The sequence below is a fragment of the Tenacibaculum lutimaris genome (assembly GCF_003610735.1).
GTDB classification, from domain to species: domain Bacteria; phylum Bacteroidota; class Bacteroidia; order Flavobacteriales; family Flavobacteriaceae; genus Polaribacter; species Polaribacter lutimaris.
This window is the reverse complement of the sequence record NZ_RAQM01000007.1, coordinates 177745-196630: the sequence shown is the minus strand read 5'-3', so window position 1 is coordinate 196630 and position 18886 is coordinate 177745. Positions and strand designations below refer to the sequence as shown.

Genomic DNA, 18886 nt, shown 5'->3' with positions numbered 1-18886 from the left:
TTATCAATGTGCATACATTGGTAACTGATTTTTTTAGTCCTTTAATACAAATTCATACAGTTTACTGCTTCCTATTTTATCAGCTTCATCTGTTATATAAAGAGTTCTTTCATCTTTAAAAGTAACACCTTCTTTTTGAGATATATGATTGAATGTGTATTCTTTTACGTCTCCACTAAAAAAATCATCTCCGTTAAAATTAGTAAATACTAAAACAGATTGATGTGTTAGCAAAACCACTTTTTGTTTATCTGGTGATATTGCTGCTGCTGTTATTGCACAATGAACATCGTTACAGTTTGCATACTCAGATATATACTGAGCTGTATACTCTCCTTTTGTAGCTGGAACTTTGTATAACATTGTTTTTCCGTGCTTATTTTTAACCCTACTTTTTGTGAATATATAGAGAGCACCATCTTTATAGATTAAAGATTCTGCATCAAAAAAACGGTCTTTCTTTTTAGGTGGAAACTTGGTTTGATTAGGGTATGAAAATTTTATTTTTTCTACCTCAACATCATCTCCATTTAACAAATCTTCTTCCTTAATTTTTAGAATTACTAAGTTCTTTCTTTTGTTATTATTGTTTCCAAAATCGGCAATGTAAATGTTTCCATTGTCATCAGAAGCTATGTCTTCCCAATCGTAATTTTTAGCGTTTATTGATATAGTTTTTTCAATTTCTCCTTCAGAAGTAACTCTGTATAATTCAGGTTTATTGCCACTATCATTTACCATCCAAATTTTATCAGAATTTGGTTCCTTTTGAATTCCAGAAACCTCATCGAGTAACTTAGGTAAATTCGTGACAACACTAAGCTGTCCATAGTTTTGACAACCTAAAAGAATAAATAAAAAGAAAAATATACTGAGTTTTTTCATTTACAAACTACCAACCTCCGGTAGCTCCACCGCCACCAAATCCGCCACCGCCGAAACCTCCTCCGAAGCCACCGCCACCGAATCCTCCAGACGATCCACCTCCAAAGCTTCCGCCACCGAATCCGCCTCTTCCTGCGTTGCTTAGAATGATGATATCTAGTAAATCTCTAACAGAATCTGTTTTTCTATAATTTCTTCCTCCTCCACGATTTCCTCTATTCCCACTAGAAATAATAATGAAAAACACTATGAGAATAATTATAAAGACAATAAAACCAAAACTATTTCCTTTAGTTTGTTTTCTACTTCCTTTATACTCACCACTCATCACCTTAAAAATGGCTTCTACTCCGCTATCTAATCCAGCGTAATAATCTCCCTTTTTAAAGTAAGGAATAATATCATATTCTATAATTTGACGAGAAACATAATCAGTAAGTAAATGTTCGGTTCCGTAACCTGTCCTAATAGTTACTTTTCGATCTTTTTGGGCAAGTAACACAAACACCCCATTATCTTCTTTCTTTTGCCCAATCCCCCATTCATGTGCCCAATTGGTTGCTAAATACCCTATATTCTCTCCTTCTGTAGAATTAATAATTGCCACCACTACTTGTGTTGATGTAGTATCTGAATATTTAATGAGCTTATTTTCTAAACTTGCTTTTTGACTTGGAGATAATAAATTGATATAGTCGTAAACACTCGTTTGAAATTTTGGCTTTTCGGGAATTTTGTACCCTTGTGAAAAAAGAGTTTGTCCACATAAAAATGCAATAAAAAAAAGAACAACTTTTAAGCTCTGTAACTTGTTTGCTCTTTTATGTAATAACGTTATATTCTTTATCATACTTATTCCTTCTGGGAAGGTTTTATCCTTTCGATATTTCGTTACTCAACTCATTTTCATCATCTGTAGCCCAAGGAAAATGAGCTTTAAGTTCATTTCCTGCTTTCAGAATGCCATCTATAATTCCTTGTTTAAAATTCCTTTGTTTAAACTGATTTTGGATGACTTCTTTGGTTGTTTCCCAAAAGTCTGTAGGAACAACGGCATTAATACCTTCATCGCCATAAATTACAAACTTATGATCGTCAACAGCAATATAAAGCAATACGCCGTTTCGTTGTTGGGTATTAAACATTTTAAGCATTTGAAATACTTCTAGTGCTCTATCGTAATGAGAAATGGCAGTAGTTTTCTCTATATGTACACGAATTTCACCAGAAGTATTTCGTTCTGCTTGTTGTATAGCTAGAACAATTTCTTCCTCTTCTTTAGCAGTAAGAAAATCTTCTACGTTAGACATATATTAGTTTTTAAAATCGAAATCTACATCTACAGCTTTCTCTGATCCTGCGTCAGCTTTATAACGTGCCATTTCTGTTAAGTTAAACATTCCTGCTAATAAATTTCCAGGAAACATTTTAATATGTTTGTTATAAATATTTACAGCTTCATTGTAACGATCACGAGCTACATTAATACGATTTTCTGTACCTTCTAACTGACTTTGTAATTCTAAGAAGTTTTTGTTTGCTTTGATATCAGGATAACGTTCAACAGATACTAATAATTTTGATAAAGCACCGCTTAACCCTGTTTGTGCTTGTTGAAATTGTGCCATTTTTTCTGGCGTTAAGTCACCTGCATTTATATTTACAGAAGTTGCTTTTGCTCTTGCGTTAATAACTTCTGTTAATGTACTTTTTTCAAAGTCAGCTGCTCCTTGAACTGTTTTTACTAAGTTACCTATTAAATCGTTTCTTCTTTGGTAAGAACTTTCTACATTAGACCAAGTTGTTTTGGCATCTTCTTGATAGGTAACTCCTGTGTTATAAAATCCTTTTGCCCAAGAGTAAATACCAAATACTAGAACTCCAATAACAATTAAAGGCACTAACCATTTTTTCATAATTTTTGATTTTTTATAATTGATTTTTAATTTTTATTAATTCAGCTTTCACTGCTTCTAATCTACTAATAATTTCCTGATTGCTTACGACTTTCGTAGGATTTTTCTTCAGCTTTTGTTTTGCTCCATCTAGAGTAAAACCCCTTTCTTTTACAAGGTTATAAATAATTTTGAAGTTGTTTACATCTTCTTTAGTAAACAATCTATCTCCTTTCGCATTCTTTTTAGGATTGATAATTTCAAATTCTTTATCCCAAAATCGAATTAAGGAACTGTTTACTCCAAAAGCTTTGGCTACTTCTCCTATTTTATAATATCGTTTGTCAGGTAAGTCAATGTGCATTTTTCACAGCTTCTATAAAATTAGTCGTACGATTGACCTTTTTGTTGCGAAGCTTTTTGCATAGCTACAAATTCTTCAGGTGTTAAATCTCCGTAGTAATAATAAATCGGGTTAACTGGTCTACCGTTTTTATGCACTTCGTAATGCAAGTGAGGAGCTGCAGAACGACCTGTATTTCCTACGTACCCTATTAAATCGCCACGTTTTACTTTTTGTCCTTTTTTTGCTACTATCTTATTCATATGAGCATAAATAGTTTCATACCCATAACCATGATTAATATACACTACATTACCAAAGGTTGAACTTCTATGAGCCTGCTTTACAACTCCATTTCCTGATGCAAAAATTGGGGTACCTGTAGGCGCAGTAAAATCCATACCATTATGCATACGCCAAGATTTTAAAATTGGGTGTAAACGCATACCATACCCAGATGCCATTCGTGTTAAATCTTCATTCTTTACTGGTTGAATTGCTGGTATAGAAGCTAACATTTTTTCTTTAGCTTTTGCTAACTCTACAATTTCATCTAACGATTTTGATTGTACAACCATTTGTTTCGATAAGATATCAAGCTCTTTGGTTACTTTTTTAATCATAGAACTATTATCAAAACCGTCTAAATGTCTATATCTGTTTACACCACCAAAACCAGCTTTTCGCTGTTCTTCTGGTATTGGACTTGCTTCAAAATAAGTTCTATAAATATTATTATCTCTATTTTGTAATTCACCCAAAATCTCAGCGCTTTCTTCCATCTTTTTAGAAAGTAACTCATAGTGAAGTTTTAAATTTTCTAATTCTCTTTTTTGGGTACGTTCTTTAGGAGACATCAAAAATTGACTAAATCCTATAAAACCAAAAAAAGCAATTAATAAAACACTTAGTAACCCTAAAAACGTTTTTTTATACTTTTCGCTTCTTTTTACCTCTATCTTTCGATAGGATAAAGTCTCTGGATCGTAATAATATTTTACTTTTGCCATAATGCTAAATGTACTATTTTTGTGCTTTTTAAATTAAGCATCCTTAAGGGGATGTACAATTTGGAAACTCACAAATTTACAAAATCTTTTAAAACTTCTTTTTTCGAGCAGTTTTTTAGAAATATTTTAACAAAACCCAGATACTAAGAGTTGTATGAAATCTCAAGATATTAGAGCTAAATTTTTAGAATTTTTTAAATCAAAACAACACGATATTGTTCCTTCTGCACCTATGGTGTTAAAGAACGATCCTACTTTAATGTTTACTAACTCTGGTATGGCACCATTTAAAGAGTACTTTTTAGGAAATGCCACTCCAAAAAATAATAGAATTGCCGACTCTCAAAAATGTTTACGTGTTTCAGGTAAACATAACGATTTAGAAGAAGTTGGTTACGATACTTACCACCATACTATGTTTGAGATGTTAGGTAATTGGAGTTTTGGCGATTACTTTAAAAAAGAGGCTATTGCTTGGGCTTGGGAATTGCTAACTGAAGTTTACAAAATAGATAAAGACATTTTATATGTAACCGTTTTTGAAGGTGATGAGAATGACGGTACAAAGATGGATCAAGAAGCGTATGATATATGGAAAGAATACATTTCTGAAGATCGTATCTTAATGGGTAATAAAAAAGATAACTTCTGGGAAATGGGAGAACAAGGTCCTTGTGGTCCATGTTCAGAAATTCACGTTGATATTCGTTCTGCAAAAGAAAAAGCTAAGGTGGATGGAAAATCGTTAGTAAACGAAGATCATCCTCAAGTTGTTGAAATCTGGAACTTAGTATTCATGCAATACAATCGTAAAGCAGATGGTTCATTGGTTGAACTTCCTGCGAAACATATTGATACTGGTATGGGATTTGAGCGTTTATGTATGGTACTACAAGGGGTTCAATCTAACTACGATACAGATGTTTTCACTCCTTTAATCAGAGAAATTGAAACAATTACAGGTACTGATTATGGTAAAGACAAAAAAATAGACATTGCTATTCGTGTTATTGCCGATCATGTTCGTGCCGTAGCTTTTGCTATTGCAGACGGTCAATTACCAAGTAATAACGGAGCAGGATATGTAATCCGTCGTATTTTACGTCGTGCAGTCCGTTATGCGTTTACCTTCTTAAACAAAAAAGAACCCTTTATTTATAAGCTAGCTGAAACATTAGCTCATCAAATGGGCGATGCTTTCCCTGAAATTAGAAAACAAAGTAATTTAGTTAGTAATGTAATTAAGGAAGAAGAAAGTTCTTTCTTACGTACCTTAGATCAAGGTTTATTATTACTAGACCAAGTTATTGAAACAACCAACGGAAAAGTAGTTTCTGGTAAACGTGCTTTCGAATTATATGACACTTACGGATTTCCTTTAGATTTAACACAGCTAATTGCTCGTGAAAAAGGGTATGAAATTAATGAAGAGGAATTTAATGCAGGTATGAAAGCTCAGAAAGAGCGTTCTCGTGCTGCTTCAGCAAGTGAAACGGGTGATTGGGTTATTTTAATTGAAGATGATGTTGAAGAGTTTATTGGATACGATATGCTAACAGCTAACGTAAGATTAACTCGCTATAGAAAAGTTACCACAAAAAAAGACGGAGACCAATATCAACTAGTATTTAACATGACTCCTTTTTATCCAGAAGGAGGAGGACAAGTTGGAGATAAAGGTCATATAGAATCTCCTAACGGAGACATTATTCACGTGTTAGATACTAAGAAGGAAAATAATGTAATTATTCATTACACAAAACACCTTCCTAAAAACTTACACGAAACATTTAAAGCAATTGTTAGCGGTGAATTTAGAAGATTAGCTGCAAGCAATCACTCAGCTACACACTTATTACACCAAGCGTTAAGAGCTATTTTAGGAGATCATGTGGAGCAAAAAGGATCATTAGTAAACCCTAACTACTTACGTTTCGACTTTTCTCACTTCTCTAAAGTAGATAAAGATCAATTAGAAGCTGTTGAAGAGTTTGTAAATGCTCGTATTCGTGAGAATCTTCCACTACAAGAACAAAGAAACATACCAATGCAAAAAGCTATTGACGAAGGTGCTGTAGCTTTATTTGGTGAGAAGTATGGAGACAGTGTTCGTACCATTCGTTTTGGACAATCAATGGAATTATGTGGAGGTACACACGTACAACAAACTGGTGACATTTGGTATTTCAAAATAAAATCGGAAGGTGCTGTTGCAGCTGGTATTCGACGTATTGAAGCAATTACCAATGTTGCTGTTGGTGATTATTTTGAAGATGTTGAACGTAACTACGATGCTGTAAAACAGTTATTAAAGAATCCTAAAGATGTAACCAAGTCAGTTAGTAGCTTACAAGATGAAAACGCAGCTTTAAAAAAGCAAATTGAACAATTACTAAAAGATAAAGCTAAAAACATGAAAGGTGACCTTAAAAACCAGTTACAAGAAGTAAATGGGGTTCAGTTTTTAGCTACTAAAGTAGATTTAGATCCAAACAGCATTAAAGATTTGATGTTTGAATTAGGAGGAGAAGTTAATAACTTATTCTTGTTGTTTGCTACTGCTCCTTCAGAAGATAAAGCTATGTTAACCTGTTATATTTCTAAAGACTTAGCTAATGAAAAAGGATACGATGCTGGAAAGGTTGTTAGAGAGTTAGGAAAACTAATCCACGGTGGTGGTGGTGGACAAAATTTCTTTGCTACCGCTGGTGGTAAAAATCCTGGTGGAATTCCAAAGGCATTGGAAAGAGCAAAAGACTATATCGCTTAATACATACTAAAAAGGTTCAGAAAATTCTGAACCTTTTTTATTACAGTGCGTTTTTATATGTAGTTATCGCTCGTTCTCTCGCAAACTTGTGTTCTACCATTGGTTGCGGATAGGTTAACTCATCAAAGTCTTTCACCCATTTTCTAACATATTGTAAATCTTTATCAAACTTTTTTAACTGTGATTCTGGGTTGAATACTCTAAAATACGGAGCTGCATCGCAACCCGTACCTGCCGCCCATTGCCAATTTCCGTTATTTGCTGACAGATCATAATCCAATAACTTTTCTGCAAAGTAAGCTTCTCCCCAACGCCAATCTATTAATAAATGTTTGCATAAAAACCCAGCAGTAATCATACGAACTCTGTTATGCATGTATCCTGTTTCATTTAACTCTCTCATTCCTGCATCTACCATAGGATACCCTGTTTTACCTGCACACCATTTTTTAAATTCCTCCTCGTTATTCCTCCAAGGAACTGCATCGTACTTTTGTTTAAAGTTCTGGGTAACTACTTTTGGAAAGTGATATAAAATTTGCATAAAAAACTCACGCCAAATCAACTCACTTAAAAAAATTTCGTTTGTTGTTAACGCAAAACGAACCATTTTTCGAGTACTTACCAATCCGAAACGTAAATAAGGTGACAAATATGAAGTTTTATCTTCAGCAGGAAAATCTCTCACCTCATCATACGAATCCAAATTAGATAAGTTATATGGTTTTACTTTAATCTTACTTTCTTCAAAACCTATGGAAGCTAATGATAGAAATTCAGGTGAAAACTGATAAAAGTTAGCTAAGTCTATCGTAAAATCTTGCGTATCTTTCTTTTCAGAGAAGTTTTGCAACCATTTGTTTTTATAGGGTGTGAAAACTGTATATGGAGTTCCGTCATTTTTTAAAACTTCGTTTTCTTCAAAGATTACTTGATCTTTAAAAGCATTAAATCTTATTCCTTTTGATGTTAAAAAGTCAGCTATTTCCTTGTCTCTTTTAATGGCGTAAGGTTCGTAATCTTTATTTGTGTAAACCCTCTGAATCGTATATTCTTCTATAAGTTTTCTCCAAACTTCTAGAGGTTTTCCTTTTTTAATTATAAGAGATGATCGATACTCTCTTAATTCTTTATCAAGCTTTTGTAGCGTTTGATAAATAAACGTTACACGTGCATCATTTTTAGGAAGACTTTCTAAAATATCTTTATCAAAAATAAATAATGGTACAACTTTATTTCCTGATTGAAGCGCTTCATGCAATCCTTTGTTATCCTCTAAACGTAAATCTCGACGAAACCAAAAAATCGATACTTTATTTTCCATTAAATAATTTTTCTAACGTACTATAACGGTGTTTAAATATTCCTTTTAACTGCCTTTTTATAAAGATTGACTGGGCTATATGTCCTAAAAAACCGAAAGGTATTTTGTATGATATTTTGTCTTTCATCAATGTTTTTCCATTTGGCAACTCTTCAAACCAGTGTTCGTGATGCCACATGCTATAGGGACCAAATCGCTGTTCATCTATAAAAAAATGCTGCTCTTTTACTTGTGTAATTTCAGTAACCCAACTAGACTTAATCCCAGGTAGAATTCCTATTTTATATGTAATTATTTGCCCTGCATACGCTTTTTTATTAACCTCAGAAGTTATTTGAAAGCCCATATGTGAAGGAGTTATTTTTTGTAAGTTTCCTGGAGAACTAAAAAAATCCCACGCTTGCTTCAACGGAACGTTTAAAATTTGCTCTGTTGATAAAGTATAAATTCCTGAATGTTTTTTGAAATGAATCATTATAAAAGTTTGGTGATTTTCTTACTCATTGGCTTGGTAATTGAATAAAAAACATCAATTAGCCTTCCTTCTTCATCTACCAAATATTTTTGAAAATTCCATTTTACTGAAGAACTCATTTTTCCATTTTTCTCTTTTTGTGTTAACCATTGGTATAACGGGTGTTGATTTTCTCCTTTAACTTCAATTTTTTCTGTCATAGGAAAATCTACTCCATAGGTTACACTACAAAATGATTGAATTTCTTTTATTGTTCCTGGTTCTTGTCCTCCAAATTGATTACATGGTAAACCTACAATTACTAACTTATCTTTGTGTTTTGAGTATAGTTCTTGTAAACCTTCATACTGATTTGTAAAGCCACATTTTGATGCTACATTTACAAATAGTATTTTCTTTCCTTTAAATTGATTAAGGTCTAAGTTTTTTCCATCAATTCCCTCAATTTTTATATCGTATAACGATTCTTTAGGAGCAACTGTTTGTGCTTTTCCTGAAAAACTAAATAATGCCATGATTAAGAATATTTTTACTGTGTTCATTTTATTGAATTGCTATTTTTATTATTTCTAACGAAAATTTTTCATCTTTTTTGTTTCCTATTAAAACTGCTACTTCTTTTATTTGGTTAGCAGAAAAATTACCAAAGCTTAACTTTCTACCTCTAAAAGCGGGATAAAATCCTTTTAGTGGTAGTACAATTTCTTGTTCTTGTTTGTTGGTTCTGAATGCTTGCACATAAGAATAACGTTGAGATTCGTCTGACTTTAATCGTAATTGATATTGCTTATCATCTCCTTTTACTCTTAATATAATTTTTGAATGTTGGTTATTTAAATTTATAGCTGTTGACATTTTGGTCATAGCAAACCCTCCATTATTCTCAGTTGAAACTCTTCCTGAGAAAACAAGATTTCCTTCATCATTAATCTTAACGGATGAATTAGAAACACCGCCCATTACAGTATCGTTAGTGATATACCACTTTTGTGTGTTGTTGTCTTTGTCAAAAATTATAATTTCATCATTCAAACACATAAGAAAACTTAGAATTAAAAACCATTTCATTTTCTACATTTTTACACTTACAATTCCAGCATCAATGGGAATTATTTGTCCTGTCATTGACGCTGATGCATCTGAAAGTAAAAAGGTTGCCAATCCTGCTACTTCTTCTGCTTTTAAATATTTTTTTAGCGGATGCCTATTTTGTAAACTTTCTTGTTGTTTTTCATTTCGTAATAAACGAGCAGCCAACGGTGTATCGGTTACTGTAGGAGCAATGGCATTAAATCGGATTTTGGTTGCATATTCTGCCGCTAATGATTTTGTTAGTCCTTCAATTGCTGATTTACTTGTTGCGATACTTGCATGAAAAGGCATTCCTAAAAACGAAGCTACAGTACTAAACAACACAACGCTTCCTTTATTTTTTGTCAAAGCCCCTTCATAAGCTTTCAGTGTTTTAATTGCTCCTATTACGTTTATTTCTAAATCCGCTTGAAAATCAGTTATTTTTAATCTTGAAAATGATTTTAAATTAATGCTTCCTGGACAATATACCAATCCATGTACTTCCTCTAACTCTGGAAGTCCATCTTTTGTTATATCACAAGTGTAATGTGTTATATGTTGATGAGTTTCTGGTTGGGTTCTACTTATATTGATAATTTTATGAGTGTCTTTTAAATCATCAATAATTGCTTTACCAATACCGCTACTACCTCCTACTACTACAATTGTTTTCATAATTACGCTTTTATTAAATGATTAATCATTCCTTTAAATACAAATGCGTGAAAAGGTAAAACGCTATACCAATACATTCTCCCCCAAATTCCTTTGGGTCTAAAAATGGCTCTTTGATGTAGCTTACCTTTTTCTATTTTAAATTCTAACCATGCTTCACCAGGCAACTTCATTTCAGCAAATAAAATCAATCGTTTATTTTTTTTATCTGCTAACAATACTCTCCAAAAATCGAGTGGATCTCCTGGTTCTAATTCTGTGGGATGTCTTCTACCTCTTCGCAACCCAACACCTCCAAAAAGTTTATCCACGTATCCTCTTATCTTCCAAAGAGAATTAAACTTGTACCACCCTGTTTCTCCTCCGATGCTCCAAATTTTGTGTAATGTGTTCTCCTCGTTTTGTATTTCTCTAACTCTTATGTCTTTAAAACAGCCGTATTGAGGTATTTGTATATGTTTTGCCAATTGATCGTGAAAAACTCCACTACTCATAGCATCTTTCCAGCTAGAAATTACTTCATTTTGCTCTATTTTTTGAAATGCTAATGCTACTGCTTCTTTATAGGTTATGGGCTCCACATTAAGTAACGTATTAATGTTACTTGGTTTTGCGATTACTTCAACCTTCATACTATCCACTAAGGCTTGTGCTAGGTTAAAGGATGTAGATGTTACAAAATATAACCAATAGGAAGATAGTTTTGGTGTTAATACTGGAAGTGTATAAATGTATCTTTTAAACCCTCTTACCTCAGCAAACTGTAACAACATTTCCTTATAGGTTAGTATCTCAGGACCGCAGATATCAAAAGATTTATTGTAGACCTCTTTAACTTGTAAACTATTTTCTAAAAAGGCTAATACATCTCTAACTGCAATAGGCTGTGTTTTTGTTTTTAACCATTTTGGTGTTACCATTACCGGAAGCTTTTCTACAATATCTCTTATAATTTCAAAAGAAGCACTTCCACTTCCTACAATAATTCCTGCTCTAAAGGTCGTTAAGGCATAACTGTTTGATTGTAACTCTTTTTCTACTTCGTATCTTGATTTTAGATGCTTGGACAGCGAATTGTCATTAACTATTCCACTTAAATACACCACTTGCTTACAATTAGTAGATTCTACTAGTCTTTTAAAATTCTGTGCACAGGTTAATTCTAAGTTTTCAAAATTTTCTGATGTCGTCGCCATCGAATGAATTAAATAGTACGCAGCATCAATATCTTTAGGAAAAACTGTATTTTCTGTATTTAAAAAATCTACTTTTATAAAAGTAACGTTCGGATTGTTTTCAAACTCATCTGGTATTCTATCTAAATCACGAACACAACAGACTAATTGATAGTTATTTTCCAGCAACCTAACAATTAATCGTTTTCCTATATAACCTGTTGTGCCTGTAACTAAGATTTTCATGCCTTTGGTCTTTGATATGATAATCTTGTATAGTTTTCTGCAACCATATAGGTATCTAATCCATTAATTGCAGCTACTTTTTCTTTGGATAGGTTTAAAAAACCATCTTCTGAAAGCATATTGTCATTAAAATACAAATCAGTAACTTCTCCCAGAACTAAAATAGTTCCGTTAGCTTTTATATGATGTTCTTCTAAAAACTTCACTCCTATTTGTAAGGGTGACTCTGCCACAAATGGAGCATGGAAGTTATTTTTAAATTCTTCCGAAAGTGTTGTTTTATCAAATTCTGAAATTTCTGACGGATATTTAGCCGAGGTGTGATGCGCTTCTTCTATTATTGCTTCATTAATAGCATTAATTGTGTAGTAACCCGTTTCTTTGATATTATTATATGTATTCCTCACAACGGTTGTGGGACGCAGTACAAAACCTAGTATTGCTGGACTTGAACCATAATGCACTACAGAGCTAAACACCGCTACATTGGTAATATCGTCATTAGATTTTGTCGCAATAAGATTTGCTGGTTTATAACCAGAAATGCTGTTCATCAAATTTATTTTATAAAGATGAGGAAACTCGTCTATTTCTTGACGCGTAATATGCATTATATTGTATTAAAATTATTGATTTTTACCTTGTTAGCCTTTAAATCGTGCATTAGGTTATACAAACCAAAAAATGTTCTATTAATGTAAATAAAGTGTTTTGACCCTCTATTCCCATTCATCTTTTTTAGTTCTGTACTCTTGGCATATTTTTGACCTAAATCAGCTATTTTTCCAAAGAAAATCTCATCAGAAAAATCAAATTCTTCTTGCTGAAAAGGTTGTGTAAAGAGTGATAACATCTCATAAAAAAGTGACTTAAAAAAGGTTATTTCTTCTGGAGTATCGTCTTTTCTTAAGATTTCTAACTCATACAGTTTGCTTTCAAAGAAGGTAGGGGTATCTATATTCTCTCGTTTTGCTAATTCAAAATAAGGTACATAAAAACTTTCAGGAACTTCTTTCATGCATCCAAAATCAATTACAATAAGTTCGTTTGATTTGGATACTAAAAAGTTTCCTGGATGTGGGTCTGCATGTACTTTTTTTAGCTTGTGCATTTGGTACATGTAAAAATCCCACAAAGCCTGCCCTAGTTTGTTTGAAACATCTTCAGTTTGTTCTTCTTTAGTAAATTCTGACAGGTGAACCCCATCCATCCAGTCCATCGTTAAAATTCTATCTGATGACAAGTCTGGATAGTAGCTTGGGAATTTTAAATTTGGAATATGTTTACATGCATCAGCAATTTCATTACTCTGAGCTAGCTCTAATTCATAATTAGTTTCCTCTAAAAGTTTGTCTTCAACTTCTTTGAAGTATTCGTCAGAGCCTTCACCTTTAATGTTAAACATTTTCATTGCAATGGGTTTTACCATTGCTAAATCGGTTGAAATACTATCCGCTACTCCAGGATACTGAATTTTTACAGCTAACTTTTTTCCATCTTTCGTCGCTTTATGAACTTGTCCTATACTTGCTGCATTTACTGATTCTGCCGTAAACGTATCAAAAACTTCATTAGGTGTTTTGCTGAAGTATTTTTTAAATGTTTTGGTTACCAAAGGTCCTGATAATGGTGGTACTGAAAACTGAGATAATGAGAATTTTTCTACATAAGCATTGGGTAAAATATTCTTTTCCATACTTAGCATTTGCGCTACTTTTAATGCTGAACCTTTTAGCTCTTTTAACCCATCATAAATATCGGTAGCATTATCTTCATTAAGCTGCTTTTTAGCTTCCTCTTCTGATTTAGTGATTTTATTACCGTAATATTTAGCATAATTTACACCTACTTTTACACCTGTTGAAACTAGTTTTGTAGCACGTTCTATTTTTGAGGTTGGTATTTTATTTAGCGTTTTCATACCATTGGTGATTTTTCTTTCCACAAAAACTTTGCTAAATCAATCACACTTTTTACAGGTGCTATTTGCTGAATATCAAAACTTGCTTTGACTGATTTTTCTATAAAAAGATCTGTTTTTTCAAAATTAGGTGATTCATCATCTATCCAAAATTTTAAGATCATTAGTAACTGCATCCAATATCCTTCTGCAACAGTTTTATCTTGAATTTTATTTACTTTTTCATTTTTAAAGTCAATTTTTTCAAGATCTAATCCGTTTACAAAATCAATAAATTCTACTCGCAACTCTTTCAATACAGATAATCTTGAAAAGTCGGTTTTCATTTCCTTGAATTGCAACAACACGTACGATCTGTTAGCTGTTAACAGTTCAAAAAAAGTAAAGTAAAAACTTAATAGTTTATCTTTTGATGGATAGTCTTTGTATGCCTCTGTTTTATGCAATAAGTGAATAGTTTCTTTTGCAAAAACTCCGAAAATAGCTTTTTCTAAACTTTCAAAACTTGAAAAATGTTTGTAAAAATCTGCCTCTTCAAAGTTGTTTTCTTGCGCGAAAGAAAATATGGAGTTTGGTTTACCTGCTGATAGTACAGCGTTCATATACCATTCTATTATTTTTTCTTGAGTTATGTTCTTTTTTTTTGCCATGATTTAATTGTTTAATACAATGTATGCGTTTAGGCTAGTTGCAATCGTCATCCATATTAGATATGGAAGAATAAATAGTGTGTACCATTTTACTTTTTTTAAATACTCAAAAGTGAAATAACCTACGAGTATCCACAATAAAGCGATTACTACTAAACCTAGTTTTGTTAAATGTTGATTGAAGAAAATATAATTCCAGCTTACATTTAAAATCCATTGGTCTATATATAAAATGAGTACTTTTTTGTTTAAAAATTCATGTTGAAAACTCACTTTAGTCATATATACAGAAAACAATACCATAATGGTTGTCCATGCTGCTCCAAAAACCCATCCTGCCGGTGTCCATGGAGCTTTGTTTAAAGATAAGTACCAATCTGTTCTTGGTCCTTCGTTCATTAACCAAGCTCCAATAGCTAAAGCTGAAAAATTAGCTATTAGGAATATTAAAAATCGTATGTATTTATTTTCTTTCAAGTTTTTTTCCTTTTAAATAATTGAAGATTAACTGTGCTGAAAACAACATTGTAAATGCATAAAAGGCATCTTCAATAGGTATGGTAAAAATTCTAAATCCTAAGTTTTCTGAGTTGTTATACCAAACAACTGGTTCTTCTATAAAGCTTCCTGTTAAAATTCCATTAACGATTAAAAAAGGAACTAATATTACCAAGAAACTAGGGTAGTATTCTTGTAACGTATTCAAATGATATTTTAACGCATAGCCCAATAGCAATAAGAATAGCATAAAGTTAACTGTTGTATACCATTTTCCGAAGTTAAAAATCAATAATAAACTCACTAAAACTATGAGTAAAAAGCTTATGATTACTGTCATTGACTTTGACATTTTAAACTTTGGAAATAAAAATTTTAATGCTTCATGTGTAAATAAACATGCATAGGGTATACAAAAGAAGAACATCCATTCTTCTATTGGCATATTCAGTAGTTTTAGTGATAAATGATAGTCTGGATTAAACCCCCAAACTCCCATTTGTGTAAACCAACTATCCCAAATCAAAAAAAACAAGGCGACTAATAAAATACTAAGCGCTGCTTGTTTGAAATATTGTATAAAGTGTAATTTTTTTTCAAAAACACTATATAATAGCGGAATACTTAAACTACCTAGGTTTAATATTAGATACAAATACTGACTCACTGTCTTTTATTAAAGTATTTAAAGGGCACAAACAACATACCGAAACATTCTCCGTCGTGTTTTCCCAAATGTTTGTGATGAATTTTATGTGCTTTTCGTAATCCTTTTAAGTATTGGTTATTTGTTTTGTCAAACCACTTAAACCTTCTATGAATTAATACATCGTGCACCAAGAAATAAGCAATACCATAAAATAATATTCCCAGACCTATGAAAAACAAAACATTTAATTCTGGATGAATTCCAAAATAAAAAAGCAACATACTAGGAATAGCAAAAACCACGAAAAAGGCATCGTTTTTTTCAAACACATGTGGATATCCTGGTTGATGATGATCTTCATGTAAATACCATCCAAAACCATGCATTACATATTTATGAGTACACCAAGTAACTCCTTCCATAACAATAAATGTTAGTGTAGTAACTGCTATGTAAATTGCTATATTCATAATGATGTATTGTTAATTATATATGTATGTAAATAATTTGTACTGTCTTTTTTTTGGAGTGCTTCTTTTAAAAACTGTTTATCTTTTTTTATAGACGATTTATATCCTAAAATACTTGGTGTATTTTCTTGTATTACTAAGCGAACATATCTTAAATGAATATTGTTAGGATTCTTTGAAATTAGTGTTTCTAGTTTATTTTTTTCTGTATTAAAAACTTTCAATTTACTCCACGGCATCATTTTATATCTTGCCTGTTTCATTTGTAAAGAAACTACATAGGCTTGTATACTTACTTCTTTACTGTTTTTATATTTTTTTATGTAAGATAATTCTGCTTCTTTAGTAGCTAATTCATGGTATTCTACAACAAAATTAGGTGCATTATTGAAGCCTATAATCGACATAATAAACAGTACTCCTAAGATACCACTTTTTATCATATTAAATTCAATTTATACCTTACATAACTTCTTGCTAGAAGATTAATTTTCATAGGGTTTGAAATTCGAATTCTAGTATCCATAATTTTTGTTGAAGGCGTATCTTGCAGTTTCTTTAATAACTTTTTATAATACCTATACGCCATGTAAACTCCGAATTTTGCTTCAACTGGTAGCTTTAAAATACCATTTTTATAAGCAAAGTCAAAATCGTCTTCTATTTCTTTAATAATTGTATTTTTTCCTTCCACACTTAAATCTCCAAAATTGATATTTGGAAAATAAGACCTATTCAATTCGTTAAAATCTTCTTTCAGATCTCTTAGAAAATTTACTTTTTGAAACGCTGATCCTAATCGCATTGCAGGCTCTTTTAGCTCCTCGTATTTTTGCTGATTTCCATTTACAAAAACCTTTAAACACATTAATCCAACAACATCCGCAGAACCATAGATATATTCATTATACTCTTCTGTAGTTGTATATTCTGTTTTGTACAAATCAGCTTTCATACTTTTTAAAAACGACTGTACTAAATCATCAGAAATTTTATACTTATTTACAGTATGTATGAAAGAGTTTAGAATAGGATTTAAACTAATTCCTCTATTCTTAGATTCATAATAATCTCTTTCAAATTTTAATAGTAATTGCTCTTTATTATATTTATGAAAAGAGTCTACTATTTCATCCGCAAAGCGCACAAAACCATAAATATTATAAATATCAGTACGTATTTTGGGTGATAACATCTTCGTGGCTAACGAAAACGAAGTACTATACTTTTGAGTTACTAACTTACTACATGCGTAAGAAACCTCATCAAATAATTGTTTCATCTTTGTACGTTTTTAAAATTAAATCTGAAGCTATTTTTCCTGAAATTAAAGACGGAGGAACTCCTGGTCCTGGTACTGTTAACTGTCCTGTAAAAAATAAATTCTTTACTTTTTTACTTTTTATCTTGGGTCTTAAAAATGCTGTTTGCGTTAAAATATTTGCTAAACCATAGGCATTTCCTTTATATGAATTATACTCCTTTATAAAATCATTTACACAGAAGCTTTCTTTAAACAACACGTGTTCTTTAACGGATTGATTTGTTAATCTTTCTAACCTCTCTATTATAATGTTAAAATAGCGCTCTCTTAACTCTGGAGTATCTTCTATACCTGGCGCTAATGGAATTAAAAAAGTAGCAGCTTCTTTTCCATTAGGCGCAAAAGAACCATCTGTTATTGAGGGAAAGCTCGCATAAAACAATGGTTCTTTTGGCCAACTGGGAACATCATATATTGTTTTTGCATGCACATCAAAATCTGTATCAAAAAACAGTGTATGATGACATACATTTTTTAATTTCTTATCAAACCCTACATAAAAGAGTAATGATGAAGGCGCAAATGTTTTTTTATCCCAATAACTTTCTGAGTACTGTCTTAAATATTTAGGAAGTAGTGTTTCTGTATGATGGTAATCTGCCCCGCTTAACACTATATCAGATTCCATTAGTTTTCCATTTACCGCAACACCAATTGTATATCCTTTATCATTTACTACAATCTCTTCAACATTTGCATTAGTTTGAAACGCTACCCCTAAACTAGTGGCAAGCGTGGTCATAGCCTCAATTACCTTATACATACCTCCTTTTGGATGCCATGTACCCAAACCAAAATCAGCATAATTCATAAAATTGTAAAAAGCAGGTGTATTACTAGGCTTTGCACCTAAAAACAATACTGGGAACTCTAAAATTTGAATTAGCTTCTTACTTTTAATTTTCTTTCTTACTTCATGTCTAATGGTAGAAAAAAACTGAAATATCTTCCCCATAGTAACTGGAGTTACTAATTCTAAAGGGGAAACACCAGGTTTATAAACTAAATCATTTATAGAAACATCATAATTATATTTTGCTGACTTTAAAAAAGACTGAAGATGTTTTGAACTTCCTTTTTCTTCTTTTTCAAAAACTTCATAAATCTCTTCTAGTGTTCCTGGAATTACAATTGAATCATTTATTCCAAAATATACTTCATAAGCCGGATTTAATCTTTCTAACTCATAGTAATCTGATGGCTTCTTACCAAAATCTGCGAAAAACTTTTCAAAAACATCTGGCATCCAATACCATGTAGGACCTATATCAAAAGTAAACCCTTCTCTCAATAATTGTCTTGCTCTCCCACCAATGGTAGCATTTTTTTCTAACACAGTTACTTCATACCCAGCCTTGGCTAAATAACATGATGCCGACAAAGAAGAAAATCCCGAGCCTATTATGTATACTTTTTTTTTCAAAATCTTTATTATAAATATAATTAAAACAATCATAAGCGAGAAATAAATCTCGCTCACGATCAACTGTTTAACCTAAATA

At 32.0% G+C, this 18886-nt stretch carries 22 protein-coding genes; 1 reads left to right on the top strand and 21 read right to left on the bottom strand.

The features are described from left to right. Positions 1-33: 33 nt before the first annotated feature. The 6 genes from C8N26_RS04570 to C8N26_RS04545 are packed head-to-tail and all read right to left on the bottom strand — an operon-like array spanning position 34 to position 4133. Complete coding sequence (locus tag C8N26_RS04570) at positions 34-885, bottom strand: SdiA-regulated domain-containing protein (RefSeq protein WP_120186251.1); 852 nt, start codon at positions 883-885, stop codon at positions 34-36. A 7-nt stretch (positions 886-892) separates the two neighbouring features. After that, complete coding sequence (locus tag C8N26_RS04565) at positions 893-1735, bottom strand: TPM domain-containing protein (protein WP_028892331.1); 843 nt, start codon at positions 1733-1735, stop codon at positions 893-895. A gap of 22 nt (positions 1736-1757) precedes the next feature. Beyond that, positions 1758-2195 (bottom strand): TPM domain-containing protein, encoded by a 438-nt coding sequence (locus tag C8N26_RS04560; RefSeq protein WP_028892330.1) that lies wholly within the window; start codon positions 2193-2195, stop codon positions 1758-1760. 3 nt (positions 2196-2198) lie between these two features. Beyond that, on the bottom strand, positions 2199-2801 hold the full coding sequence (locus C8N26_RS04555) for a LemA family protein (protein WP_028892329.1): 603 nt from the start codon (positions 2799-2801) through the stop codon (positions 2199-2201). Positions 2802-2814: 13 nt separating this feature from the next. Next, complete coding sequence (locus tag C8N26_RS04550) at positions 2815-3144, bottom strand: MerR family transcriptional regulator (protein WP_028892328.1); 330 nt, start codon at positions 3142-3144, stop codon at positions 2815-2817. 20 nt (positions 3145-3164) lie between these two features. Next, a complete protein-coding gene (locus C8N26_RS04545; protein WP_120186250.1) occupies positions 3165-4133 on the bottom strand; it encodes a M23 family metallopeptidase in 969 nt (322 codons plus the stop codon). Between the two features lie 154 nt (positions 4134-4287). Here C8N26_RS04545 and alaS point away from each other — a divergent pair, with 154 nt between their 5' ends. Continuing rightward, positions 4288-6903 (top strand): alanine--tRNA ligase, encoded by a 2616-nt coding sequence (alaS, locus tag C8N26_RS04540; protein WP_120186249.1) that lies wholly within the window; start codon positions 4288-4290, stop codon positions 6901-6903. A gap of 40 nt (positions 6904-6943) precedes the next feature. On the opposite strand, the gene C8N26_RS04535 is transcribed toward alaS, so the two are convergent. The 15 genes from C8N26_RS04535 to C8N26_RS04465 are packed head-to-tail and all read right to left on the bottom strand — an operon-like array spanning position 6944 to position 18807. Beyond that, positions 6944-8227, bottom strand: coding sequence for a cryptochrome/photolyase family protein (locus tag C8N26_RS04535; protein WP_120186248.1), 1284 nt, complete (start codon positions 8225-8227; stop codon positions 6944-6946). Then, a complete protein-coding gene (locus C8N26_RS04530) occupies positions 8217-8702 on the bottom strand; it encodes an SRPBCC family protein (protein ID WP_120186247.1) in 486 nt (161 codons plus the stop codon). The genes C8N26_RS04535 and C8N26_RS04530 overlap by 11 nt, the downstream gene beginning before the upstream one ends. Then, complete coding sequence (locus C8N26_RS04525; protein ID WP_120186246.1) at positions 8702-9244, bottom strand: glutathione peroxidase; 543 nt, start codon at positions 9242-9244, stop codon at positions 8702-8704. The genes C8N26_RS04530 and C8N26_RS04525 overlap by 1 nt, the downstream gene beginning before the upstream one ends. Before the next feature lies 1 nt (position 9245). Further along, complete coding sequence (locus C8N26_RS04520; protein ID WP_081728308.1) at positions 9246-9770, bottom strand: CIA30 family protein; 525 nt, start codon at positions 9768-9770, stop codon at positions 9246-9248. Between the two features lie 3 nt (positions 9771-9773). Next, positions 9774-10451 carry an SDR family NAD(P)-dependent oxidoreductase gene (locus C8N26_RS04515; protein WP_120186245.1) on the bottom strand — a complete coding sequence of 226 codons (678 nt, stop codon included), beginning with the start codon at positions 10449-10451 and terminating at the stop codon, positions 9774-9776. 2 nt (positions 10452-10453) lie between these two features. Beyond that, positions 10454-11872 carry an SDR family oxidoreductase gene (locus tag C8N26_RS04510; RefSeq protein WP_120186244.1) on the bottom strand — a complete coding sequence of 473 codons (1419 nt, stop codon included), beginning with the start codon at positions 11870-11872 and terminating at the stop codon, positions 10454-10456. Beyond that, a complete protein-coding gene (locus C8N26_RS04505) occupies positions 11869-12483 on the bottom strand; it encodes a flavin reductase family protein (protein WP_120186243.1) in 615 nt (204 codons plus the stop codon). The genes C8N26_RS04510 and C8N26_RS04505 overlap by 4 nt, the downstream gene beginning before the upstream one ends. After that, positions 12483-13793, bottom strand: a complete 1311-nt coding sequence (locus C8N26_RS04500; protein ID WP_120186242.1) for an ABC1 kinase family protein — start codon at positions 13791-13793, stop codon at positions 12483-12485. Before C8N26_RS04500 ends, C8N26_RS04505 begins: the two co-directional genes overlap by 1 nt. After that, positions 13790-14443 (bottom strand): TetR family transcriptional regulator C-terminal domain-containing protein, encoded by a 654-nt coding sequence (locus C8N26_RS04495; protein ID WP_099215763.1) that lies wholly within the window; start codon positions 14441-14443, stop codon positions 13790-13792. The genes C8N26_RS04500 and C8N26_RS04495 overlap by 4 nt, the downstream gene beginning before the upstream one ends. A 3-nt stretch (positions 14444-14446) precedes the next feature. Continuing rightward, positions 14447-14920 carry a TspO/MBR family protein gene (locus C8N26_RS04490; RefSeq protein WP_028892316.1) on the bottom strand — a complete coding sequence of 158 codons (474 nt, stop codon included), beginning with the start codon at positions 14918-14920 and terminating at the stop codon, positions 14447-14449. Beyond that, positions 14907-15608, bottom strand: a complete 702-nt coding sequence (locus C8N26_RS04485; RefSeq protein WP_170141624.1) for a lycopene cyclase domain-containing protein — start codon at positions 15606-15608, stop codon at positions 14907-14909. The genes C8N26_RS04490 and C8N26_RS04485 overlap by 14 nt, the downstream gene beginning before the upstream one ends. Beyond that, on the bottom strand, positions 15605-16060 hold the full coding sequence (locus C8N26_RS04480; protein ID WP_211327784.1) for a sterol desaturase family protein: 456 nt from the start codon (positions 16058-16060) through the stop codon (positions 15605-15607). The genes C8N26_RS04485 and C8N26_RS04480 overlap by 4 nt, the downstream gene beginning before the upstream one ends. Continuing rightward, positions 16057-16503, bottom strand: a complete 447-nt coding sequence (locus C8N26_RS04475; RefSeq protein WP_120186240.1) for a hypothetical protein — start codon at positions 16501-16503, stop codon at positions 16057-16059. The genes C8N26_RS04480 and C8N26_RS04475 overlap by 4 nt, the downstream gene beginning before the upstream one ends. Further along, positions 16500-17342: a phytoene/squalene synthase family protein gene (locus tag C8N26_RS04470; protein WP_120186239.1), complete on the bottom strand. Its 843-nt coding sequence runs from the start codon at positions 17340-17342 to the stop codon at positions 16500-16502. Before C8N26_RS04470 ends, C8N26_RS04475 begins: the two co-directional genes overlap by 4 nt. Continuing rightward, complete coding sequence (locus C8N26_RS04465) at positions 17326-18807, bottom strand: phytoene desaturase family protein (protein ID WP_120186537.1); 1482 nt, start codon at positions 18805-18807, stop codon at positions 17326-17328. Before C8N26_RS04465 ends, C8N26_RS04470 begins: the two co-directional genes overlap by 17 nt. Between the last annotated feature and the right edge of the window lie 79 nt (positions 18808-18886).